This is a genomic window from Marinobacterium mangrovicola (assembly GCF_004339595.1).
Taxonomy (GTDB): domain Bacteria; phylum Pseudomonadota; class Gammaproteobacteria; order Pseudomonadales; family Balneatricaceae; genus Marinobacterium_D; species Marinobacterium_D mangrovicola.
The window spans coordinates 364715-386418 of the sequence record NZ_SMFU01000008.1 but is presented as its reverse complement, the minus strand read 5'-3'; the positions used below and the strand labels follow the sequence as shown (position 1 = coordinate 386418).

The 21704-nt window shown below is 58.5% G+C and carries 19 protein-coding genes; 8 read left to right on the top strand and 11 right to left on the bottom strand.

What is annotated here, in order from left to right; translation table 11 throughout:
- Positions 1-640: 640 nt before the first annotated feature.
- The 7 genes from CLV83_RS10300 to CLV83_RS10270 all read left to right on the top strand — a co-directional run bounded on the left by CLV83_RS10300 (position 641) and on the right by CLV83_RS10270 (position 7794).
- Positions 641-1672 (top strand): Bug family tripartite tricarboxylate transporter substrate binding protein, encoded by a 1032-nt coding sequence (locus tag CLV83_RS10300; protein ID WP_132291450.1) that lies wholly within the window; start codon positions 641-643, stop codon positions 1670-1672.
- 86 nt (positions 1673-1758) lie between these two features.
- Positions 1759-2253 carry a tripartite tricarboxylate transporter TctB family protein gene (locus CLV83_RS10295; protein WP_165900278.1) on the top strand — a complete coding sequence of 165 codons (495 nt, stop codon included), beginning with the start codon at positions 1759-1761 and terminating at the stop codon, positions 2251-2253.
- A gap of 23 nt (positions 2254-2276) precedes the next feature.
- Positions 2277-3833 carry a tripartite tricarboxylate transporter permease gene (locus CLV83_RS10290; RefSeq protein WP_165900277.1) on the top strand — a complete coding sequence of 519 codons (1557 nt, stop codon included), beginning with the start codon at positions 2277-2279 and terminating at the stop codon, positions 3831-3833.
- Between the two features lie 15 nt (positions 3834-3848).
- Complete coding sequence (locus CLV83_RS10285) at positions 3849-4487, top strand: TetR/AcrR family transcriptional regulator (protein ID WP_132291444.1); 639 nt, start codon at positions 3849-3851, stop codon at positions 4485-4487.
- A 222-nt stretch (positions 4488-4709) separates the two neighbouring features.
- Positions 4710-5852, top strand: coding sequence for a glycerate kinase (locus tag CLV83_RS10280; RefSeq protein WP_132291441.1), 1143 nt, complete (start codon positions 4710-4712; stop codon positions 5850-5852).
- A 184-nt stretch (positions 5853-6036) separates the two neighbouring features.
- Positions 6037-6468: a DUF2946 domain-containing protein gene (locus CLV83_RS10275; RefSeq protein WP_132291438.1), complete on the top strand. Its 432-nt coding sequence runs from the start codon at positions 6037-6039 to the stop codon at positions 6466-6468.
- A gap of 24 nt (positions 6469-6492) precedes the next feature.
- Positions 6493-7794, top strand: coding sequence for a PepSY-associated TM helix domain-containing protein (locus CLV83_RS10270; protein ID WP_132291435.1), 1302 nt, complete (start codon positions 6493-6495; stop codon positions 7792-7794).
- 72 nt (positions 7795-7866) lie between these two features.
- Here the strand turns inward: CLV83_RS10270 and CLV83_RS10265 are convergent, their stop codons facing one another.
- The 11 genes from CLV83_RS10265 to purU form a co-directional block, all read right to left on the bottom strand.
- Complete coding sequence (locus CLV83_RS10265; RefSeq protein WP_132291432.1) at positions 7867-8499, bottom strand: NAD(P)H-dependent oxidoreductase; 633 nt, start codon at positions 8497-8499, stop codon at positions 7867-7869.
- Positions 8500-8738: 239 nt separating this feature from the next.
- Positions 8739-9599, bottom strand: coding sequence for a bifunctional methylenetetrahydrofolate dehydrogenase/methenyltetrahydrofolate cyclohydrolase FolD (folD, locus tag CLV83_RS10260; protein ID WP_132291428.1), 861 nt, complete (start codon positions 9597-9599; stop codon positions 8739-8741).
- A gap of 127 nt (positions 9600-9726) precedes the next feature.
- Positions 9727-11055, bottom strand: coding sequence for an FMN-binding glutamate synthase family protein (locus CLV83_RS10255; protein ID WP_132291425.1), 1329 nt, complete (start codon positions 11053-11055; stop codon positions 9727-9729).
- 179 nt (positions 11056-11234) lie between these two features.
- A complete protein-coding gene (locus tag CLV83_RS10250) occupies positions 11235-11918 on the bottom strand; it encodes a GltB/FmdC/FwdC-like GXGXG domain-containing protein (protein ID WP_132291422.1) in 684 nt (227 codons plus the stop codon).
- A gap of 12 nt (positions 11919-11930) precedes the next feature.
- Positions 11931-12833, bottom strand: a complete 903-nt coding sequence (locus CLV83_RS10245; RefSeq protein WP_132291419.1) for a class II glutamine amidotransferase — start codon at positions 12831-12833, stop codon at positions 11931-11933.
- Between the two features lie 55 nt (positions 12834-12888).
- The gene (gene glnT, locus CLV83_RS10240) at positions 12889-14223 is read right to left on the bottom strand and encodes a type III glutamate--ammonia ligase (protein WP_132291416.1); all 1335 of its coding nucleotides are present in this window, start codon (positions 14221-14223) and stop codon (positions 12889-12891) included.
- Positions 14220-14732, bottom strand: coding sequence for a hypothetical protein (locus CLV83_RS10235; RefSeq protein WP_243642357.1), 513 nt, complete (start codon positions 14730-14732; stop codon positions 14220-14222). Before CLV83_RS10235 ends, glnT begins: the two co-directional genes overlap by 4 nt.
- Positions 14732-17683, bottom strand: a complete 2952-nt coding sequence (locus CLV83_RS10230) for a 2Fe-2S iron-sulfur cluster-binding protein (RefSeq protein ID WP_132291413.1) — start codon at positions 17681-17683, stop codon at positions 14732-14734. Before CLV83_RS10230 ends, CLV83_RS10235 begins: the two co-directional genes overlap by 1 nt.
- Entirely contained in the window at positions 17667-17948 is a 282-nt protein-coding gene (locus tag CLV83_RS10225) for a sarcosine oxidase subunit delta (RefSeq protein WP_132291411.1), read from the bottom strand. The genes CLV83_RS10230 and CLV83_RS10225 overlap by 17 nt, the downstream gene beginning before the upstream one ends.
- 12 nt (positions 17949-17960) lie before the next feature.
- Complete coding sequence (locus tag CLV83_RS10220; protein WP_132291408.1) at positions 17961-19202, bottom strand: FAD-dependent oxidoreductase; 1242 nt, start codon at positions 19200-19202, stop codon at positions 17961-17963.
- 21 nt (positions 19203-19223) lie between these two features.
- Positions 19224-20096, bottom strand: a complete 873-nt coding sequence (gene purU, locus CLV83_RS10215; protein WP_132291405.1) for a formyltetrahydrofolate deformylase — start codon at positions 20094-20096, stop codon at positions 19224-19226.
- Between the two features lie 467 nt (positions 20097-20563).
- Between purU and CLV83_RS10210 the strand changes: the two genes are divergently transcribed.
- Complete coding sequence (locus CLV83_RS10210; protein ID WP_132291402.1) at positions 20564-21703, top strand: aminomethyl transferase family protein; 1140 nt, start codon at positions 20564-20566, stop codon at positions 21701-21703.
- Position 21704: the final 1 nt, after the last annotated feature.

Here is a 21704-nt window from a genome sequence, read left to right as displayed (position 1 = left end):
AGGGGCTGAGCGTTCAGCCGGCCTGCCAACCTGTCCCGTGGCAATGTGCCCTTCAGATCTATGCCTATCCGGCCAAAAGATATGTAACCGTATAGATACTTACAAATCCTAGTAGTGGCTTTTTTCGAAGTCAACACATATGTAACCAAATAGTTATTTATGGTTTATTTTTCAGCACTACAGCAATCTGATTTATTTTTAAATTATTGTTTTTATTATTTTTTAATTTGGATTAATGGAGGATTTCCGTTTAGTAAACGCTGGTAAAAGACTGGGGATTCGGATCAAATAACGAACAATTGACAAGAAAAATTACCGCTGCTAGCCTCAGGTAACCATAAAGTTACAAATAAGTATAAGAACGATGAAACTTTCACTGACCCCAAAGACTCACCGGTGGCTGAGCAGCTACTGCCACCCGGGCAATACCAGGCTACGCAATTCACCTGCGTGCAATGACTTGCATGGCCAGGCAGGCGACCGCTTCAACGCAGCTCGGGTCGACGGCACGTTCTTATCCTTCCTTCAGCTTTTCCAAAGACACTCCAGGCATTGGCTAACCGCTACCAGGCGAGGCTGAACCTCTGGAGCCCCAAAAGCAGTAATCAAAGTTAAAAGAAAAATAAGACTGGAGATTATGATGCGACCGATAAAAACCACGCTTAAAAGCTGTCTTATCGCAACAACCCTGGTTAGCACTTGCGCGTTTGCTCAAGGATGGACACCAGAAAAACCGATCAACATTATCGTGCCCTGGGGTGCTGGCGGCTCAACCGACCAGGTTACCCGCATCACCGCACCCCTGCTGGAAAAAGGGCTGGGCCAGAACATCGTCGTGGTCAACCAGCCGGGCGCCTCGGGCGCTATAGGTACCCGGGAAACCCTGCTGGCGAAAAAGGACGGTTACACGTGGACCGCCAACGCGATTGCCAATAACGCCAACTATTCGGTCAATGGATTGATTGAGGGTACGGATATCGATGACTGGCATATCTACCTCTCGGTGGCCAACGTGCCGGTGGTCAGTGTGCCCTCCTCCAGCGAGTTCAATGACTTCGGTGAACTGCTGGCCGCCTTCAAGGAGCGCGGCGAGGATATTACCGTCGCCACCGCCGGGGTCGTCTCTTCCGGCGGCACGGCGATCTCGTCAATCAGTGATGCGGGTGATTTCAAATACCGCATGATCACCTATCCCGGCGGTAACCCGGCAGTGATTGCCGCAGCCCGCGGCGAAGCGATGGTGACCACCCAACTGGCGGTCTCCCAGGCGGAGATGATTCGCGGTGGCCGCCTCAAGCCCCTGGCAGTACTCAGCGATCAGCCTCTGATGATCGAAGGCACCGATCCTATCCCGCCGATCACCAATTGGCTGCCGGACTTCCCCATCGCACCGGACTACTTCGGCGTATTTATCCCCAAGGATGCACCGCAAGAGGTGATTGCCGCCATGGATAAGGTCTGGGAAGAGCAGGTGATGCACTCACCTGAGCTGGAGAAATATGCCCGCCACCAGGGCGCCATCTTCGATCCCTCCTACGGTAATGAAGCGCGCCGCCGCGCCATGCCGAGCGTTATCGAGAACGCCTGTGCCTATGTGGCCCGTGGCGAAGCCGTTATCGACCCCAAAGAGATCGGTATCGACTGCGAAAAACACGCTGAAGTATCCCACTGACATTCCGGCTGCTCAGTGGGTTCGTCCGCTGAGCGGCCTGTCATGTTCAAGGCAAGCAGATCATGAAAAACAACAGCAGACTTATAGTGTCCGATCTCTTTATCGGCGCGGTTTTCCTCGCTCTGGGGCTTATCGTCTTCTATAGCGCGTGGAATATGCCAAGACTGGAAACCAGGGGTGTACCCGGATACGCCATCCCCGGCCTGGTTCCGATGATACTGGGCGCGTGCCTCGCGCTTTGCGGCTTTCTCCTCAGTCTGCGCTCGATCCGGTCCGGCGACCTGGCGGCGCACTTCAGAAGCCTGGAGATCCCGGCCCTGTTTCGTAGCAACGAAATGCGTCGCTTATTGACCATGCTGGCCCTGGCCCTGTTCTACACCCTGGGTATGGTCGGCCGGCTTCCGTTCTGGATAGCCACGGCTCTGTTTACCTTTGCCGTCATTTTCATCTTCGAGTACTTCATCTCCGACAAACAGCATGGCCTGGCACGCTGCGTGACACTCGCCGCCGTCGAGGGGGTGTTGGTAGGCATCGCGATCACCTGGATATTCCAGGATGGTTTTCTCGTTCGCCTGCCCTGAGAAATTAGAGAGGAGAGCTGGTTATGCTGTTTTCTGAAGGATTGGCAATGCTGGGTGACGGCATAGGTCATTTAATGACCCTGTCCAACCTGTTCACCATTGCCTGGGCAACACTGCTGGGGATCATTATCGGCATGCTGCCGGGCCTCACCGCCACCATGGGGGTCGCACTGCTGGTCACCCTCACCTATAACATGCCCGGGGATCAGGCGATTCTTTCGCTGATCTGCATGTACGTCGGCGCCATTTATGGCGGTAGCCGCAGCGCGATTCTGCTCAATATTCCGGGCACGCCGGCCAGCGCCGCCACCAGTCTCGACGGTCATCCGCTGGCCAAAAAGGGCCTGGCGGGTTACGCCATGGGCCTTGCGACTACCAGCTCGGCGATCGGCACCGTGGTAGGCATCTTCTGCCTGGCACTGCTGGCACCGATGCTGTCCGAGCTTGCCTTCGACTTCGGCTCCTACGAGTTTTTCTGGCTCGCAGCCTTTGGTGTGGTGATCTGTGGCAAGCTAACCTCGCCTACCGACGCCCTGAAAGGTTATATCTCCGGGATACTCGGTCTTCTGGTGGCCATGATCGGCATGGAAAGCCTGCAGGCTTATCAGCGCTTTACCTTCGATATGCCGGAACTGTCCGGTGGCGTAGGTATTATTCCCGCCATGGTCGGCGCCTTCGGTTTTGCCGAAATACTGACAGTGATGCGTAATCGCAAAGACTCCCAGGTGATCACCTCGAAAGACCGGGTCATCCCGCGCTTCGTTGATGTCTGGCGTTACCGCCGCACCATCTTCCGCTCCGGCATCATCGGCACCCTGGTGGGCATCATCCCCGGCGTCGGTGAAGATATCGGCAGCTGGGCGTCCTACGCTGCCGCACGCCGCGCCAGCAAGGAGAAAGAGAAGTTCGGTGACGGCTCCTATGAAGGCCTCACCGCGGCGGAAACCGGCAACAGCGCCGTTATTCCAGGCGCCATGATCCCGGTATTGACCCTGGCGATCCCCGGTTCCACCTCAGCGGCGGTACTGATCGCGGCAATGTTTATCCATGACATCCAGCCCGGCCCAACGCTGATGATCCAGAACCCGAGCTTTCTCTACCAGGTTATCGCGATGCTGCTGTTTACCACCCTCGCCATCACCGCCTACGGCCTTTCCATGAGCAAGCTGCTGATAAAGGTACTGTCCATCCCCAGAGAAAAGCTGATGCCGATCGTTTACATACTCTGTGTGGTGGGCCCCTTTGCAATTACCCAGCGCATGTTTGATGTCTACGTGATGATATTCTTCGGGATCGCCGGCTTTATTCTGCGTGAGCTGAAATTCCCTATGGCGCCGATCGTCCTGGGTATTATTCTGGGTACTTTGCTTGATACAAACCTGCGTCGAGGCCTGATGCTGAGTGGCGGTGACCCTGCGCCTTTCTTTACTCGACCTATAAGTATGGTACTATGCGCGGTCACTTTTTTAGCTATACTTTTAAGTATCCCGCTATTCAGAAAAATGGTCGCTTCTCTTTTCGCATCCATCGGTTTATCTCGAGCGCCGGTTAAAACTGCCGATAAACCCAGCCAACTTTGAAATGGTGTCCACCTAATGGTCCGTAAACGTAACCCAGAAGCCACTAAACAACAGATTCTTAACGCAGCGCATGAAGAATTCTGCGAGCGAGGGTTTGATGGAGCGCGGGTGGATAGCATTGCCAAAAACGCTGAAGCGAACAAACGGCTTATCTACCATTACTTCGGCAACAAAGAGGACCTGTATCGTGCCGTACTGGCCGATGCCTACCGGACGATACGCCAGGGGGAACGGGAGCTCAGCCTCGAGCAATACCCGCCGGTAGAGGCGATGGACAGGCTGGTGCGCTTTACCTTCCGTCACTTCTATCAGAACCCCTGGTTCCTCAAGCTGCTGACCACCGAAAACCTGCATAACGCGCGTTTTCTCAAAACTCTGCCGGAGATCAAGGATCAGCACTCGCCGCTGGTATCCCAGATTCGGGAAATTATTCAGCGCGGTGCTGCAGAAAAGATATTTAGAAACGACGTAGATCCTATCCAGCTTTATATTTCTATAGCTGCACTCGGCTACTTTTACCTCGCCAACGCACAGACACTTTCCTTTATTTTTGATGTAGATCTTTTGAGCCTGCCCAATATTCAGGAAAGAGAAGCGCATGCAGTAACAATGGTGCTGGATTATCTGAGATACAAACAGCCCTCTCAGGCATAATTCAGATCACTTAATAAAAGATAAACCAGACATCTCCGCACGATCTATATAACGCAAACAATAAGACTAAAGTCGATATAAGCTCGCTCCTCCTGGATGCAAAGCATTCAGGACAGGCTCCCCCTTTTCTTCTCAAGCACGCTTGAGGGCAATAGTGCCCCTGGATCCATAGCAAGCAGAAGGAGAGGCAGACCAATAAATAGAACTGTAAAGAGCAGAGAGATGAAAATAGTTATCGCACCCGACTCGTTCAAGGAAAGCCTGAGCGCCTCTGAGGCTGCTGCACTGATTGCCGAAGGTATAGCCCCGCTGCTCAGCCACGCGGAACTGATCCCGTTGCCGGTCGCCGATGGCGGCGAAGGCACAAGCGAAGCACTGGTGAACGCCACCGACGGCCAGTGGTTTTCAGCCGAAGTCAGCGATCCCTTGGGCCGACTGATGGAGGCACGCTGGGCACTGCTCGGCGATGGCGAAACCGCTGTTATCGATGCCGCCGCTGCATCGGGGCTGGATCTTCTGACGCCGGAATCCCGCAACCCCTGGCTGACCACAACCCGGGGCACCGGCGAGCTGATCCTGGCCGCGCTCGACCAGGGTGCCAAACGCTTTATTATTGGCCTGGGCGGCAGCGCCACCAACGATGCGGGCGCCGGTATGCTCCAGGCTCTCGGCGCCAGGCTGCTCGACCAACAGGGACAGGAGCTGCAACCCGGCGGCGGTGCGCTATCAGAGTTAGCACAGATAGACCTGAGCGACTTCGATCCGCGCCTGCAGCAGGTCAGCTTCGAGATCGCCTGCGATGTGGATAACCCGCTTATCGGGGAAAACGGTGCCTCGGCTATTTTCGGACCGCAGAAAGGCGCCGATCCCGAGATGGTACTGGCCCTGGATGCCAACCTTGGCCACTTCGGCCAGCTTGTCGAACGCACGCTGGATAAACAGGTCATCAACGCCCCGGGCGCCGGCGCAGCTGGCGGTCTCGGCGCGGCATTTCTCGCCTGTTTCAACGCCAGCCTGAAAAGCGGCGTCGATATCGTACTGGATGCCGTGAATATCGAGCACCACCTGGGTGACGCTCAGTTGGTGATTACCGGCGAGGGGCGGATCGACGGCCAGTCACTGAGAGGCAAAACGCCGATCGGCGTGGCGCGGCGCGCCAGAAAATACGGTGTTCCCGTTGTCGCCTTGGCCGGCTCCGTGGGCAGGGATATCGATGCGGTCTACGATGAGGGGATTACAGCGGTGTTCAGTATCGTACCCGGCGTCTGCAGCCTGGATGAAGCACTGAAACAGGGGCCGGATAACCTCAGGTTCGCCGCCGAGAGTCTGGCCAGGATGTTAAAGCTGTCGGGTAATCTCGCTTAATATCCCTGATCGACTCCCTCTGCCGATAAGGGCTGGACCTGGCCAGCCCTCGGCTCTACAGGCGATCTGATCAAACCGAAAAACTGCATCCAAACTAAGACTTTTCCCTGAATAGATGAACTCAGCCCTCTATTGGCGTAGTCTTGCTCCTGCTGCATTCTGCTGTTGATCTCCTGTTGAGTTAATGTTTCTCCGCCGCCGTCATCTACTTCGCTCTTCTGCCTGGCTTGCGCTATTTGCGCTGGTGCTGCTGCTTGTCGCGCCGCTTTACAGCCAGCTAAGCCGGGAACTGGTAGCACCGGTATCGCATCACGCGGGGTCTGTGATGCCACCGATGGCATCCGATCCTGCCCTGCATCACTCGGTTAACTCACATGGGTCGCACGGGGCTGGCCAGCATCGGCATAGCGACTGGAGCCAGGCCTGCGGCTACTGCTCGCTGATCCAGCATTTCCCGTTTCTTGATATCGCAGCCCCTGCGCTAGGGCGTTCAGCGATTATCCCCACCGCACTGCTGATCACGGCGCTCTGTGGCGGATACGCGAGCTATATCCGCTTCTGGCATGCACTCAAGCGCGCGCCACCACTTAACTCTCCGACGCTCAATCACTGTTAATTCATTGTTTTTCTGAGATTTAAAATGTCCCGCAAGGATTCCGGCCAGGCTGGCGGCCGCGCTACGCCTGTCTCTTCCCAGCGCACACTGCTGGATCTGCTCACCCGGCTTCACCTTTATATCGGTCTGTTTATCGGGCCATTAATTCTGATCGCCGCACTCACCGGCGTGATTTACGTGCTGACGCCAGAGATAGAGGATGCGCTCTACAGCGAGCAGCTCACCACCAGCAATACCGGGCCCACCAAACCACTGGCGGAGCAGATCCGCGCCGCCCTGCAGTTTATCCACAGCGACGAGCTGCCGATGGCGGTGCGTCCTGCACCTACACCGGGCGAAACCACCCGGGTTATTTTCAAGGATCCGGCCAAGGACTCTAACCAGGGTATTTTTATAGACCCCGCCAATCTGGAGGTAAAAGGCGACCTTGATGTGTACGGCACCAGCGGTATTCTGCCGTTTCGTATCGCCATCGACTTTTTCCACCGCCACCTGCTGCTGGGTCATTACGGCAGAATCTACAGCGAAGTGGCCGCTTCCTGGATGTGGGTCGGCGCGCTCAGCGGCTGTATCCTCTGGTTTGTACGTTACCGCCGCGCCCGCAAGGTGGAGCCGGTGCGCCACAAACATAACCTGATCGGTCTGTGGATCGCCCTCGGCATGCTGTTCTTCTCCGCTACGGGCCTTACCTGGTCCAACTGGGCCGGAGAGCGGATCAACATGGTGCGCCAACAGCTCAACTGGGTGACCCCGTCGGTGAACCGCACCCTGGCCGAACCGGTAAACGATAATCAGGCTTCTGTGGATATGTTCGACACGGCGCTGCAAGTGGCCCGTGAAAACGGCATCGAGGCGAACAAGCTGGAGATCAATCCGGCGATGAATGCGAACCAGAGCTGGTCGGTGAAGGAGATCGATCGCGCCTGGCCGACGCAGGTGGATGCGGTATCGATCGATCCCAGCACTCTCAGCGTGATCGACGCGGCGCGGTTTGCCGATTACCCGATGGTAGCCAAGCTGATCCGCTGGGGTATCGATGCGCATATGGGAGTGCTGTTCGGCCTGCCTAACCGTCTGCTACTGGCGGCCTTTGGCTGCGCCTTGATCGTGCTGATCATCTACGGTTATCGCCTCTGGTGGCGTCACCGCAGCCAGCGTAAAACGCTGATGATCGATTCCTGGCTGCAGCTCTCCTGGCCCACCCGCGCCCGGCTGCTGATGGTGGTCGCCCTGCTGTCGGCATTTATGCCGCTGCTCGGGATCAGTCTGATCGGCTTCGTGATGATCGATTACTTCCGCTGGCGTTACCTGGCACGCACAGCCTGAAATCGCTCCTGGAAGTAAATCACCTGCAGGCGATCAAAAGGGATCGTCTGCAGGCTCTTACCGATTTAGTGCTTAAGCCTGCAAACGCTCGATCAACGCCTGCTGGTACTCCGGCAGTTTTGAGCGCGAGATCGACTGAAACGCCAGTGGCGTCAGATAGGTCATACCCGCGTGCAGTGCGCTAGCCTTCATCGGCAGGAACACATCCTCGAGCTTTACGCCGATTCTGCCGGACTCCCCATAGGTCGTGCTGCCGCCCGCCGCGGTGGTGACCAGCAGCATCTCCTTGCCCTGCCAGAGCCCTGGCCCCACGCTGCCCCAGACATCGTTGAGATAAGCCTTCATCATGGGCGCGATATTGAACCAGTGGGTCGGGAACATAAACACGACACGATCGACGCCGCGCATGATCTCCTTCTCTTTCGCTGCATCGATGGCGCGGGTATCAAAGCCGTAGATCGTTTCCAGGTTACGCACCTGCACGCCGGCGACACTCTCCGCGGCTTCCTGCATCCCCTTGGTCATCACCGATCTTTCCGGATAGGGGTGCGACACGATCGCCAGGGTTTTGATATCGGTTTTATAGGGCTGAGCACCCTCCGCTGGACCGTCAGTCAGAGGCGTTGCGCCAGCTGATGCCCCTTTCGCAGTCAGCAGTCCGGCAGCGCCTGCCAGCCCGGCCTGAAGTAAATAGCGTCGTTTCATCCTATGTTCCTTCCCTCTTGATACGTTCTGAGACTTGTCTTGTATAGCTGACCACAAACCGGCCTGAATGATTAATAAGCCAGTCAGCTTTCAGCTATGAAGAGAGACGAATAGCGTAAGAGATCAAAAAAGAAAGGCCCCAAGGGGCCTTTATCCATGAAGGGCTGAGGGCGGGGTGGATAACGGACCACCCCTGGATGAAAAACAGGTTAGAGCAGATGTTTTAGTGCTGTGCACTGTCAGGCGGCTTCCATCGCCTCGCAGGCTTCCAGGGTGTTCTGCAGCAGACAGGCGATGGTCATCGGGCCTGCGCCACCCGGCACTGGTGTGATGGCAGCGACTTTTGCCTTCGCCGCTTCAAAATCCACATCGCCGGTCAGTTTGCCGTTCGCCAGGCGGTTGATACCCACATCGATCACCACGGCGCCCGGTTTCAGCCATTCGCCCTTGATGAAGTTGGGGATACCCACAGCGGCGATGACGATATCGGCGTCGGCCAGTTCAGCGGGTAGATCCTGGGTTTTGGAATGGCAGACGGTGACGGTCGCCCTTTCCATCAGCAGCTCCAGCGCCACCGGGCGACCCACGATGTTGGATGCGCCGACGACCACCGCTTTTTTACCCATGGGATCTATACCGTAGGCCTTGAGCAGACGCATGCAGCCGTAAGGTGTGCAGGGGCGCAGAGTCGGAGCCTTGCCGGCCAGACGTCCCAGGTTGTAGGGGTGGAATCCGTCCACATCCTTTTTCGGATCGATGCGCTCGATCACCGACTGAACGTCGATCTGCTTCGGCAGCGGCAGTTGTACCAGTATGCCGTGAATTTCCGCATCGGCATTGAGTTCATCAATCAGTGCGAGCAGATCACCCTGCGTTGTTTCCACGTCCATGCGATAGCTGCGTGAAACGAACCCAACCTCTTCACAGGCCTTCACTTTGCTACCCACATAGACCTTGGAGGCAGGGTCTTCACCGATCAGGACTACGGCCAGGCCCGGGGCGGGAAGGCCCTTTTCGCTGCGCAGTTTCACCTGTTCGGCGATCTCTTTACGTAGATTGGCCGCAACGGCCTTGCCGTCGATCAGCTGTGCTGTATCCACATTTATCTCCTGAAGGTCTTTGTAATTGGGGTACTGGCAGGCCCTCCCCCTGTTTACCGGTTAGTAGTTAACGGGTAAGGGGAGAGCCCTGCGCTTAGGTATGTTCTAGGGTAAAGCGTCGCTGAGCTTAGAAGCCCTGACCGGGAACCCAGCTGGTGCCAGCCAGCGGCACACGCGCCATGGCGGCGGATTCGACGGTCAGTGCGACCAGGTCTTCCGGTTCCAGGTTGCGCAGATCGTTCTTGCCGCAGGCGCGAGCCAGAGTCTGAGCTTCCAGCGTCAGCACGCGCAGGTAGTTGGCCAGACGGTGCCCCGCCTTCACCGGATCAAGACGCTTCATCAGCTCCGGATCCTGGGTGGAGATACCGGCCGGGTCTTTGCCTTCCTGGTAGTCGTCGTAGAAGCCTGCGGCGGAACCGATCTTCTTGAACTCTTCGTCGTACTTCGGATCGTTACAGCCCAGAGCGATCAGCGCCGCGGTACCGATAGCCACCGCATCAGCCCCCAGGGCCATGCACTTGGCCACGTCAGCGCCGTTGCGGATACCGCCGGAGACAATCAGCTGAACCTTGCGGTGCATGCCCATCTCCTGCAGCGCCTGAACCGCCTGCGGAATAGCCGCCAGGGTCGGGATGCCCACGTGCTCGATGAACACATCCTGGGTCGCTGCGGTACCGCCCTGCATGCCGTCGACGACGATGACGTCGGCACCGGCTTTAACCGCCAGTTTCACGTCGTAGTAGGTACGGGTCGCACCTACCTTGATGTAGATCGGCACCTGCCAGTCGGTGATCTCACGCAGTTCCAGGATCTTGATCGCCAGGTCGTCCGGGCCGGTCCAGTCCGGGTGACGGCAGGCGGAACGCTGATCGATACCCTTCGGCAGGGTACGCATCTGGGCAACACGGTCGGTGATCTTCTGACCCAGCAGCATGCCGCCGCCACCCGGCTTGGCGCCCTGACCGAGGACTACCTCGATGGCGTCGGCCTTGCGCAGGTCGTCCGGGTTCATGCCGTAACGGGACGGCAGGTACTGATACACCAGTTTTTTGGACTGACCACGCTCTTCCGGGGTCATACCGCCGTCACCGGTGGTGGTAGAAGTACCCACTTCAGAGGCGCCACGGCCCAGGGCTTCCTTGGCGTTGGCAGACAGCGCGCCAAAGCTCATGCCGGCGATGGTGATCGGGATATCCAGGGTGATCGGCTTCTTGGCGAAACGATCGCCGAGCACCACCGAGGTGTTGCACTTCTCGCGGTAGCCTTCCAGCGGGTAGCGGGACATGCTGGCACCGAGGAACAGCAGGTCGTCAAAGTGCGGCAGCTTGCGCTTGGCGCCAAAGCCGCGAATGTCATAGATGCCGGTATCGGCCGCGCGGCGGATCTCATCCATGGTGGTGCGGTCGAAAGTTGCCGATTCACGCAGCCCGCCGTTGTAGTTGCTATCGTTGCTCATGATTTATTCCTCATCAATCAGAGAACCGGTTGTTAAAGCGTTAGCGAGGCGGTCAGCAGTAGCGAGGCGTCGCCCGGACAAAAATCGGCGAAATGAGGGAGTTTATACCCAATAAATGACCGATTTGAGCCGGTTTTTAACGCCCTGCTGACAACGCAGCTAGCTTTAACGGCGGTTGCTTAATAAGCTGATACGTTATCGACTTTGAAGTTGTAGAGCTGGCGTGCAGACCCGTAGCGCTTGAAGCTGGCCGGGTCTTCATCGACGCCGGCACGGTTCAGCAGATCGGTCAGCTCGGCGATGTGCTCGTCGCGCATCTCCTTCTCGATGCAATCTGCACCCAGTGACTTAACCGTGCCCTTCACGTAGATATGCACCTCGTAGAGGGAATCGCCGAGGGCTTCACCGGCATCGCCGCACACCACCAGGCTGCCAGCCTGGCCCATGAAGCAGCTCATGTGGCCTACATCGCCTTTGACGACGATATCCACACCCTTCATGGAGATACCACAACGGGCACCGGCGTTACCTTCGATCACCAGCAGACCGCCATGGGCGGTGGCGCCAGCGGCCTGGGAGGCGTCGCCCTTCACCCGCACTGTGCCGGACATCATGTTTTCCGCTACACCCTGGCCCACGTTGCCGTGGATGGTGACATGGGCTTTCTTGTTCATACCGGCACAGAAGTAGCCGGCGTGGCCTTTGATATCGACAGAAAGGTTCTGGTCGATACCGCAGGCGATGTTGTGCTGGCCCTTGGGGTTAAGCACTTCAAATTCACGCTCAACGCACTCCGGGGACTGGTCATGCAGCGCCTGGTTCAGGTCGCGTACCGCTGCTTCGGTCAGGTCATAAGTTTTCATCGTCATCACTCCTCAGGCACTGCGTTCCCAGACATAGAAGGTCGCCGGTTCCGGCTCCCATACCTTGGCGTTCTCGATACCCGGCAGGGTGGTCAGCGCCTGGTACTCGGATGCCATCGCCACATAATCGTCGGTCTCTGCCAGCACCGCCGGTTTGCAGGCGATCGGGTCACGCATCACGGCAAAACCGTCACGGGTACCGATGGTGAAGGTGAAGAAACCGTCCAGGTCTTCCAGCGCATGCTCCAGTGCCACCTTGAGGCTGTCGCCCTGACGCAGGCGCCAGGTCAGATAACCCGCTGCCACTTCGGAGTCGTTCTCGGTCTCGAACGTAATCCCCTCGCGCTTGAGGTTTTCACGCAGACGGTTGTGGTTGGACAGGGAGCCGTTATGCACCAGGCACAGATCCATACCGGTGGAGAAGGGATGGCTGCCCTCCATGGTCACCGCGGATTCGGTGGCCATGCGGGTGTGGCCGATGATGTGGCTGCCCTTCATGTTTTTCAGGTTGAACTTGCCGGCGATGTTTTCCGGCAGACCCACTTCTTTCAGGATCTCGATCGACTGACCGACGCTGAGGATCAGTACATCCGGCGCGTTTTCTTCCAGCCAGCCGCGTACCTGAGCCTCTTCACCAACCACCTTGAACACGGTGACGTTGGCGTTCTGCATCCAGGAAAGCTCAACGCGGAGCTGGTGGCGCATGGAGTCCGCCAGCCCTTCCCAATCGTACTCATCGTCCGGATGACGCAGTGTCAGCTTGATGCTGCCCTCACCCACTTCGTCGCCATAGATGGCGAAACCGGCACTGTCCGGACCGCGGTCGGTCATGGCGATCAACATCGGCTCGAACAGCTCACCAAGCTTGCTCTCAAGCGCCGGGTTCTTCAGATAAAGTCCAACAATTCCACACATATTTTTGTCCTCTTACCGGTCGCCCGGCATCACACAATTCGCGCTAAATAGAGAATTAGAAAAACTCGGCGTAATGCTTGATTTCCCAATCGGAGACGTGGCGGCTGTACTCAACCCACTCCTGACGTTTCACCTTCAGGAACTCGGAGACGATCTCCTCGCCCATCTTCTCGGTGAACAGGGTGTCGGCTTCCAGCGCGTCCAGCGCTTCGTTCAGGTTCTGCGGCAGAATGCTGACGCCCTTCTCCTTGATCTCTTCCAGGCTCAGGCTGTACAGGTTCACGTTCATCGGCTCACCCGGATCCAGCTCACGCTCGATACCGTCCATACCGGCGGCGATCAGTGCCGCATGTACCAGGTAGGGGTTGCAGCCGGAGTCCGGCAGGCGGAATTCCAGGCGACCGTAAGGCACACGAACCATGGCGGAGCGGTTGTTGTCGCCGTAGCAGACATAGGCCGGCGCCCAGGTCGCGCCAGAAGCGCTGCCGCCGACTACCAGACGCTTGTAGGAGTTCACGGTCGGCGCCGCGAAAGCGCAGATCGCGTCGGCGTGAGCGAGGATGCCAGCGGTGAAGTGGTAGGCCATCTTGGAGAGGCCCATACCATTCTTGTCGCTGTCGTCGTTGAACAGGTTCTTGCCCTTCTCATCGGTGATCGACAGGTGGAAGTGCATACCGTTGCCGGTGCGATCAGACGCGGGCTTGGGCATAAAGGAGCAGACCATACCGTGCTTGTTGGCGATCTCGCCGGATGCCATGCGCACAAAGGTGAAGCGGTCAGCGGAGGTCAGCGCGTCGCTGTAGGTGTAGTTGATCTCGAACTGGCCGTTGGCGTCTTCGTGGTCGATCTGGTAGACGTCGAAGTCCACCGCCTGCAGCGATTCCACAAGTTCCTCAAGAAACTCGCGGGAGCGGGACAGACCCTTGTAGTCGTAGCAGGGCTTGTCGAGCACATCGCTCTCATCCACCGGCTGCAGGGAGCCGTCTTCACCACGGGTGAACAGAGAGAACTCGGGCTCAAGACCGGTGTTCAGGGTCCAGCCGCGTTCGCTGATCTTCTTCAGCTGCTCTTTCAGCACCACGCGGGAGCAGTACGGGTGCGGCGCGTTGTTGACGTAACCGTCGCAGGCGATGCGGGCATAACCCGGCTGCCAGGGCACTGCACTGAGGGTGCTCAGGTCACCGCGGGCAAGGAAGTCAGGACCGTGCGGCTCCATACCCAGGCCCCAGACGGCGAAGCCGGCGAAACCCGCGCCCTTCTCGACCACATCGGTCAGGCAGTTGGCCGGTACCGACTTGGTCTTTGCAACGCCGTGGATGTCGACGAACTGGGCCAGGATGTACTTGATGTCATTTTGGCTGATAAAACGATCGATCTCTGCGGGCATCATAGTGCACCTCCTTTAGTAGATTCTTTGCCACCCAGTTCGCTGACCAGGGTGTTAAAAACGTCGCTCAGGTAGTGGTCGAAACCGGCGTCGAAGCCGATCAGCAGGGCGTTGCCGCTCTGCTCGCGGTAGAGCCAGCAGTTAACGCCGGCTACTGAAGCCATCAGCCAGTCGCCCGGCTGCATCTTGCGAAAATCGAACTGACAGAGCTGCGCCATCAGTTCAATCCAGCCCTCGCCCTGCACCGCGAGGATGCGATCCGCACGCGGGAAGCACCATGCACAGGCGGGCGCGTTCTGCCCCTTGGGCAGGAAGGCCAGGTATTCATCGCTGCCGGTGCGGGCGACCAGCGCCCCCCCGGCTTCCTCTGCGCTCAGCTGCGCCTCGGGCAGCGGCAGGCCGGCGGCGGAGAGCGCACTGGCACTTTCCGGACCGGTCAGCAGATACCCGCAGAGGTCATCACGCACACTCAAACTCAGGTTGCTCATATCTGTTGAGGCATAAGCATTCATCAGGCCACCTCCGTCAGGTCCGCCGTCTGGCGGGCGCCATCGGCATCGTAGAAAGGTGTTGGGCAGGGCTCGATGCTGACCATGGCGCCACCATCGACCCGCACCTTCAGCTCGGTGGCTTCATCGGCCAGCGGCAGATCGACCATGGCCAGGCCAATGGTGCGACCCAGCGAGGGGCTGTAGGCGATACTGGTGATACGGCCGGCAATCTCGCCGTTCTCGATAATCAGGTGGCACTCTTTCGGCAGTTCGCCAGTGAAGCCCTGCGGCAGGCGGAAGCCGATCAGCTTGCGCTGGCAGCGTGCCTTGAGCAGCGCCAGCGACGGCTTGCCGGTGAACCAGGGCTTGCTCTTCAGCGGTACCGCCCAGCTCATGTTGGCTTCGAACGGGTTGGTCAGACCGTCGGTGTCCTGGCCAACGATGATGTGACCTTTTTCGAGGCGCAGAATACGCTGGGCCTCGACACCGAACGGACGGATGCCGGCGGACTGACCTTCACGCATCAGGGTTTCCCAGACCTCCATCGCGCCCGCTGCCGACAGGTGGATCTCGTAACCGAGCTCACCGACAAAACCGACACGGATCAGGCGTACCGGGTAGCCGCAGAGGGTGCCTTCGCGCATACCCAGATAGGGGAAGTTCGCTTCGCTCAGGTCCACATCGGTAAGGCCGCTAAGCAGCTTGCGTGAAGCCGGTCCCGCCAGGTTCATGGCCGCCATGGAGCCGGTCAGGTTAGCCAGGCGTACGTTCAGCCCCAGCTCCTGAATCTTCAGTGACAGGGTGCGGAAAGCCGCCGCCGCGTGGCTGGTGGTAGCGGTGACGTAGAAGCGGTCTTCGGCGATGCGGCCGACGATACCGTCGTCGATGATCACGCCGCTGTCATCCACTGCCAGGGCATAACGGGTCATGCCGATTTTGATGGTGGACATCTTCATGGTGTACACCACGTCCAACAGTCGCGCCGCGTCCGGCCCCATCACCTCGATCTTGCCAAGGGTGGAGACATCGATCAGACCAAGGCCGCTACGCACCGCCTGCACTTCCTGCAGAATCGCCTGCTGACGCTGATCGATCTGTCCAGCGCCCGCGGCGTCAGAAGCGCCAGCTTCTGAAACAGGTAGATAGTACTCGGGACGCATCCACTGGCCCGCTTCCATCAGCTGAACACCGTTATCCAGGTGCCACTGATGCATCGGCGTGAGACGCTCCGGACGGAAACGGCGGCCCGCCATGGCGCTGACCGGTACCGGGTGGAACATGGGACGCGCGGTGGTGGAACCGGTCTCGTCGATGCTTTTGCCGGTGATTTCCGCCAGCACGCGGATACCGTTCATATTGGAGTGCTTGCCCTGGCTCGGACCCATGCCGTTGGTGGAGAAACGCTTCATCAACTCGATGTTGTCGAAGCCTTCTTTGGCGGCGTTGATCAGATCCTTAAGCTGCAGATCTTCATCGATATCGAGGAAGTTCTTACCCTTCGGATGGCGGATGATCGGCCAGTCGTGGCTATGGGCCGCGCTGTCGCGGTGGAGGGTAAGATCCATGTTGATGGCTTCACCCTTGAGTTGAGCCATCGCGTCCTTGGCGGCGCGCTCACCATCGGCCAGACGCTGTTCCAGGGTGAAGGCGCCGTTCAGGCGACCGCAGGCATGCAGACCGTTGGAGAGCGCACGCGGCAGAATCTGGTGTGCCTTCTTGTCGTAACCGAGCTTGCAACCGGACTGGTACAGCATCTGCGATGCTGGCGCCCAGCCCACGCTCATTAGCAGCAGGTCGCAGGCAAACTTGCGGGTCAGGCCGGAATCACAGCCGCGACCATCGAACTCGCCAACCACCACACCGGTCAGCGCATCCTTACCCTTGGCTTCGTAGATCGCGCTCTGCTCCAGGATCGGGATGTTCTTCGCCTTGACCTGCTCAGCCCAGGGGCCGCGCTTGTCGAGCCACTCAAGATCTACCACCGCGGCCACTTCGATACCCGCTTCAAGCAGGTCCAGCGCCGCACGATAGCCTTCATCATTACCGGTGAGCACCACGGCGCGCTGGCCCGGCTTGACCGCGTAACGGGTGATCAGGCGCTGCGCCGCAGAGGCCAGCATCACACCCGGCAGGTCGTTGTTACGGAAGACGGAGGGCTGCTCCATCACGCCGGTGGCCATGATCACCTGCTCGGCGCGCATTTTGACGATGCCGTCTGCGCCCACCAGCGGAACGTAGTGGTCGGTGTACCAACCGGCGGCGTAGTGACCTTCCAGCAGACGGATATTGGCGTGGCTGCGGACCCGGGTTTTGAGATCCGCACGAACGCCGGCAGCCTCTTCCACATTGGCCAGCTGATAGTCCAGGCTGCCGCCGATATGCGGGTTCTCATCCACCAGCACCACATCGGCACCGGCGTCTGCAGCAGTCAGCGCGGCACTCATGCCACTGGCGCCAGCGCCGATCACCAGCACATCACAGAAACCGTACTGCTTGGGCTGACGGGTTGCGGTCCAGTCGGTATTGATTTCGCCGAGGCCCGCTTTCTCGCGGATGATTTTTTCCCAGAAGGGGAAGTATTTCTTCGGCTTGTGGAACGCCTTGTAGTAGAAGCCCACCGGCAGGAAGCGCGACAGCAGACCGATGTAGCTGTCCTTGTCGTTAGCAAGCGAGCCGTTAACGTTGCACGCACGCAGGTCCAGACCTTCGCTGACTGGCGTTACGTCGCCACGGATGTTGGTGGCCTCGTCACTCTGGAACAGCGCGTTCACATCGTGGTTGGCCATGGAGAGCACACCGCGCGGACGATGATACTTAAAGCTGCGACCCAGCAGTTTCTGGCCGCTGGCCAGCAGCGCGGAGCTCAGGCTGTCGCCGCGGAAACCGGAAAAAGACTGGCCTTCGAAGCGGAAGCTGACCGACTCGCGACGGTCGATCCACTCCAGCGGCTGGGGATCAAGCCGGTACTTCATAATTCGGCTCCTTGTAACGAACGTCAGCGGGGTCAACCAGACCGACCACTTCATCGGTCAGGGTGTTGCGCTCAAGAATGAACCAGCGTCCTGTGGGGCGGTGATACCAGCGCTCGCGCAGCACGCCAGGGGCGTTATCGCGGTTAAAGACGTAGTCGGCCCAGGTAGCCTCGTCAGCGTCGGAGGGCGGGATACGAATCTCGCCCAGGTAGTCGAATTCGCTGATCGGGCGTTTGCCGATATCGGGACAATCAAGCAGTTTCATAATCCCGTCTCCTTAATGGCCCACCGACGCCGCGCCTTTCTCGCCGACCAGATCGAAGTCGGCAAAGCGGGACAGACGGAAGGGTTCAATCAATTCATGGGTTTTATCGTTGGCGACGGTCCAGGCCATGGTCTTGCCGCTGACCGGTGTCGCCTTGAAGCCCCAGGTGCCCCAGCCGGCATCCAGGTAGAAGCCGTCGATGGGGGTTTTGCCCATGATCGGCGCAAAGTCCGGGGTGATGTCCGACATACCGGCCCACTGGCGCATCACTTTCATGCGGCTCATGAACGGGAACAGGTCGAGCATCTGGTCCGCCAGGCCTTCGACAAAGTCGAAGCTGGAGCGGGTGGAGTGCAGCACCGACGGGTCCACCGAGGCGCCCATCACCAGCTCACCGCGGGAGGACTGGCTGACATACACGTGCAGGCTGCCGGAGACGACGATGGTGTCCATAAACGGCTTCACCGGTTCGGAGACGCAGGCCTGCAACGGGAAGATCTCGATCGGCGTGCGAATCCCCAGCATCTCGGTGATGCGCGGGGTGGAGCCAGCCACCATGGAGATCACCTTGTTGCAGCTGATCTGACCCCGGTCGGTATCCACACCCACCACCTTGTCGCCCTGGGTGCGGATCGCGGTGACGCGGGTCTTCTGGTGGATCTCGACACCACGGTTATAAGCACCGCGGGCATAGCCCCAGGCCACCGCATCGTGACGCGCCACCGAGCCCGGTGCGTGGTACAGCGCGCCCATCACCGGCGCGTGACCGTTGCAGTCCAGGTCCATGTACGGAACCTCTTTGGCGATCTCCTCGCGCCCTACCACTTCACTGTCGATGCCCTGATGCTTGTTCACTTCGGCACGCCAGCGCATGGTGCGCAGCGCGCTGTCGGTGTGGGCCAGGGTGAAGTGGCCGCGGGTGGAGTAGAAGATATTCAGGTCGAAGTCATCGGCCAGGTCCTCGAACAGCTTGACGCTGGTGTCGTAGAACTTGACCCCTTCCGGCGTCAGGTAGTTGGAGCGGACGATGGTGGTGTTACGACCGGTATTGCCGCCGCCGATATACCCCTGCTCGAGCACCGCCACGTTAGTGATGCCGTGCTCTTTTGCCAGGTAATAGGCGCAGGCCATACCGTGGCCGCCGCCACCGATGATGACTACGTCGTAGTGCGATTTGAGCGGTTTGCTCTCCGGGAAGAAGCGGGGCTCGTTATGCTCGCTCTGCAACCCGAATTTCAGTAAGCGCCAGGGCATTGCTCGTCTCCAGAGGGTGAATCAGGCGAAAACGACGGTTTTGTTACCGTAAACAAGGACACGGTCCTCGATGTGGTAACGCAGGCCGCGCGCCAATACGGCTTTCTCCACATCCTTACCGAGGCGCACCATGTCCTGGGTGGAGTTGTGGTGGGTCACGCGCTGTACGTCCTGCTCGATGATCGGGCCGCCATCCAGCTCGGAGGTGACGTAGTGGCAGGTCGCACCGATCTGCTTCACGCCGCGCTCGGCCGCCTGGTGATAAGGACGCGCACCGATGAAGGACGGCAGGAAGCTGTGGTGGATGTTGATAATCTTGTTCGGATAGACCTCGCAGAGCTCTTCCGGAATGATCTGCATGTACTTGGCGAGGACGATGGCGTCCGCATCGGCAGCGGCGATCTGCTCACGTACCGCCTGGAAGTGCGGCTCCTTGTTGCTCATATCCACAGGCACGTGGACGAAGGGAATGCCGTGCCACTCCACATAGGAGCGCAGCTTGTCGTGGTTGGAGATAACGCAGGGAATATCGATGTTCAGCTCGCCAGCGCTCCAGCGATAGAGCAGGTCGGACAGCGCATGGGCTTCCTTGGAGACCATCAGCACGACACGCTTGCGAGCTGCGGAGTCGGTGATGTTCCAGTTCATCTGGAACTTGTCACCCACCGGCGCGAACTTCTCTTTCAGCTCTTCAAGGCCGAACGGCAGCGAATCGGCAACGACTTCATAGCGCATAAAGAAGGTGCAGCTTTCCGCGTCGGCAAACTGGTGAGCCTCGCTGATCCAGCCGTTATATTCGGAGATAAACTGAGTGACCGCGGCAACGATGCCGACCTTGTCAGGACAAGAAATCGTGATGCGATAACGCTGGGTGTTTTGGGGATCGAGAGCCATCTTCCTCACCTACTTTCTCGTTAAGAAAATTAATTTCTCAATGAGAAAGCAAGTTCTTTGCCAACTTCGAAAGCCCCGACAAACTTTTTCCGCCCCGTAGCTTCAAGGGCCTGAAAACACTGAACTTGTGAATATTATTTTCTTTATAGGAATATTTATTTTTACCGGATGATTGCATCCGCGCTTTCTTGATCCAGATCAATATCGCACCAGAAGCATGCACCGGCGCACCAGAGACATGCACGAAACCGCCTTATCGACGGGCTTACAGGGTATTGCACCCTTATAGACGGTTCCTGCCTCGATACCAGCTCTACTACAGGCAGCACCTACGCTAGGAATATTTATTAACCAAAGGGAATTTGCGCTTTTATCGAACTGGCCCAACTCTTGCCTTTCCTTTAGGGAATAAAAATCACCTATCAGGAATTAACAGTTCTTAGCTTGCTCTATATAAGGAGGCAACAATGGCAAATTCTTGGCGTATCGCCGCACTGGCGGACAAGCACCGCGCACTGGGCTCCAACCTGGAAGACTGGAACGGCATGCCCACTGCCTGGACCTATAGCAACAGCGGCTACACCCTGGCCGATGAACATGAAGCGATCCGTACCAAGGCGGGTCTGATGGATGTGTCGGGCCTGAAGAAAGTTCACTACGTGGGTCCCCACGCCGAAAGTCTGCTGGAGTGGGCGACCACCCGCGACATCTCCAAGCTGTATCCGGGCAAGGCGGTGTACGCCACCATGCTTAACGATGGCGGCAAGTTCATCGATGACTGCGTGATCTACCGCACCGGACCCAACGCTTTTATGGTGGTACACGGCACCGGCCGCGGCTACGAGCAGCTGACCCAGGCCGCGCTCGGCAAGAACGTGGCGGTACTCTTTGATGACGACCTGCACGACCTGTCGCTGCAGGGCCCGGCTGCGGTGGACTTCCTCGCCGAGCATATTCCCGGTATCCGCGACCTGGCCTACTTCCACCACACCCACGCCCGTCTGTTCGGTTGCCCGATCACCATCTCCCGCACCGGCTACACCGGTGAACGCGGCTATGAGATCTTCTGCAAGGCAGCTGACGCGGCGACCATCTGGGACGGTATCCTGGAACAGGGCAAGGATTTCGGCATCATCCCCTGCTCCTTCACCGCGCTGGACTGGCTGCGTACCGAGAGCTACCTGCTGTTCTACCCGTTCGATAACTCCGAGTTTTACCCGTTCGAAAACGAGCCCGCCGGCGACACGCTCTGGGAGCTGGGTCTGGACTTCACCGTTTCCAAGGACAAGACCGAGTTCTGCGGCGCCTTCGAACACTTCCGCCTGCAGGGCAAAGAGCGCTTCAAGATCTTCGGCGTGCTGCTCGATGGCAAGGAAGCCGCAGCCGAGGGTGACGAGCTCTGGGCTGACGGCAAGAAGGTCGGCGTGATCACCTGCGCCATGTACTCCCGCCTCACCGACCGCTCCATGGCAATCGCCCGTCTGGAAGTACCTTACGCCGAACAGGGCACACCGCTGCAGGTGAAGGGCAGCATCGAGGTATCTGCCATTTCACACACCCTGCCGTTCGACGATCCGGAAAAGAAAAAACGCACCGCCAAGGGCTAAG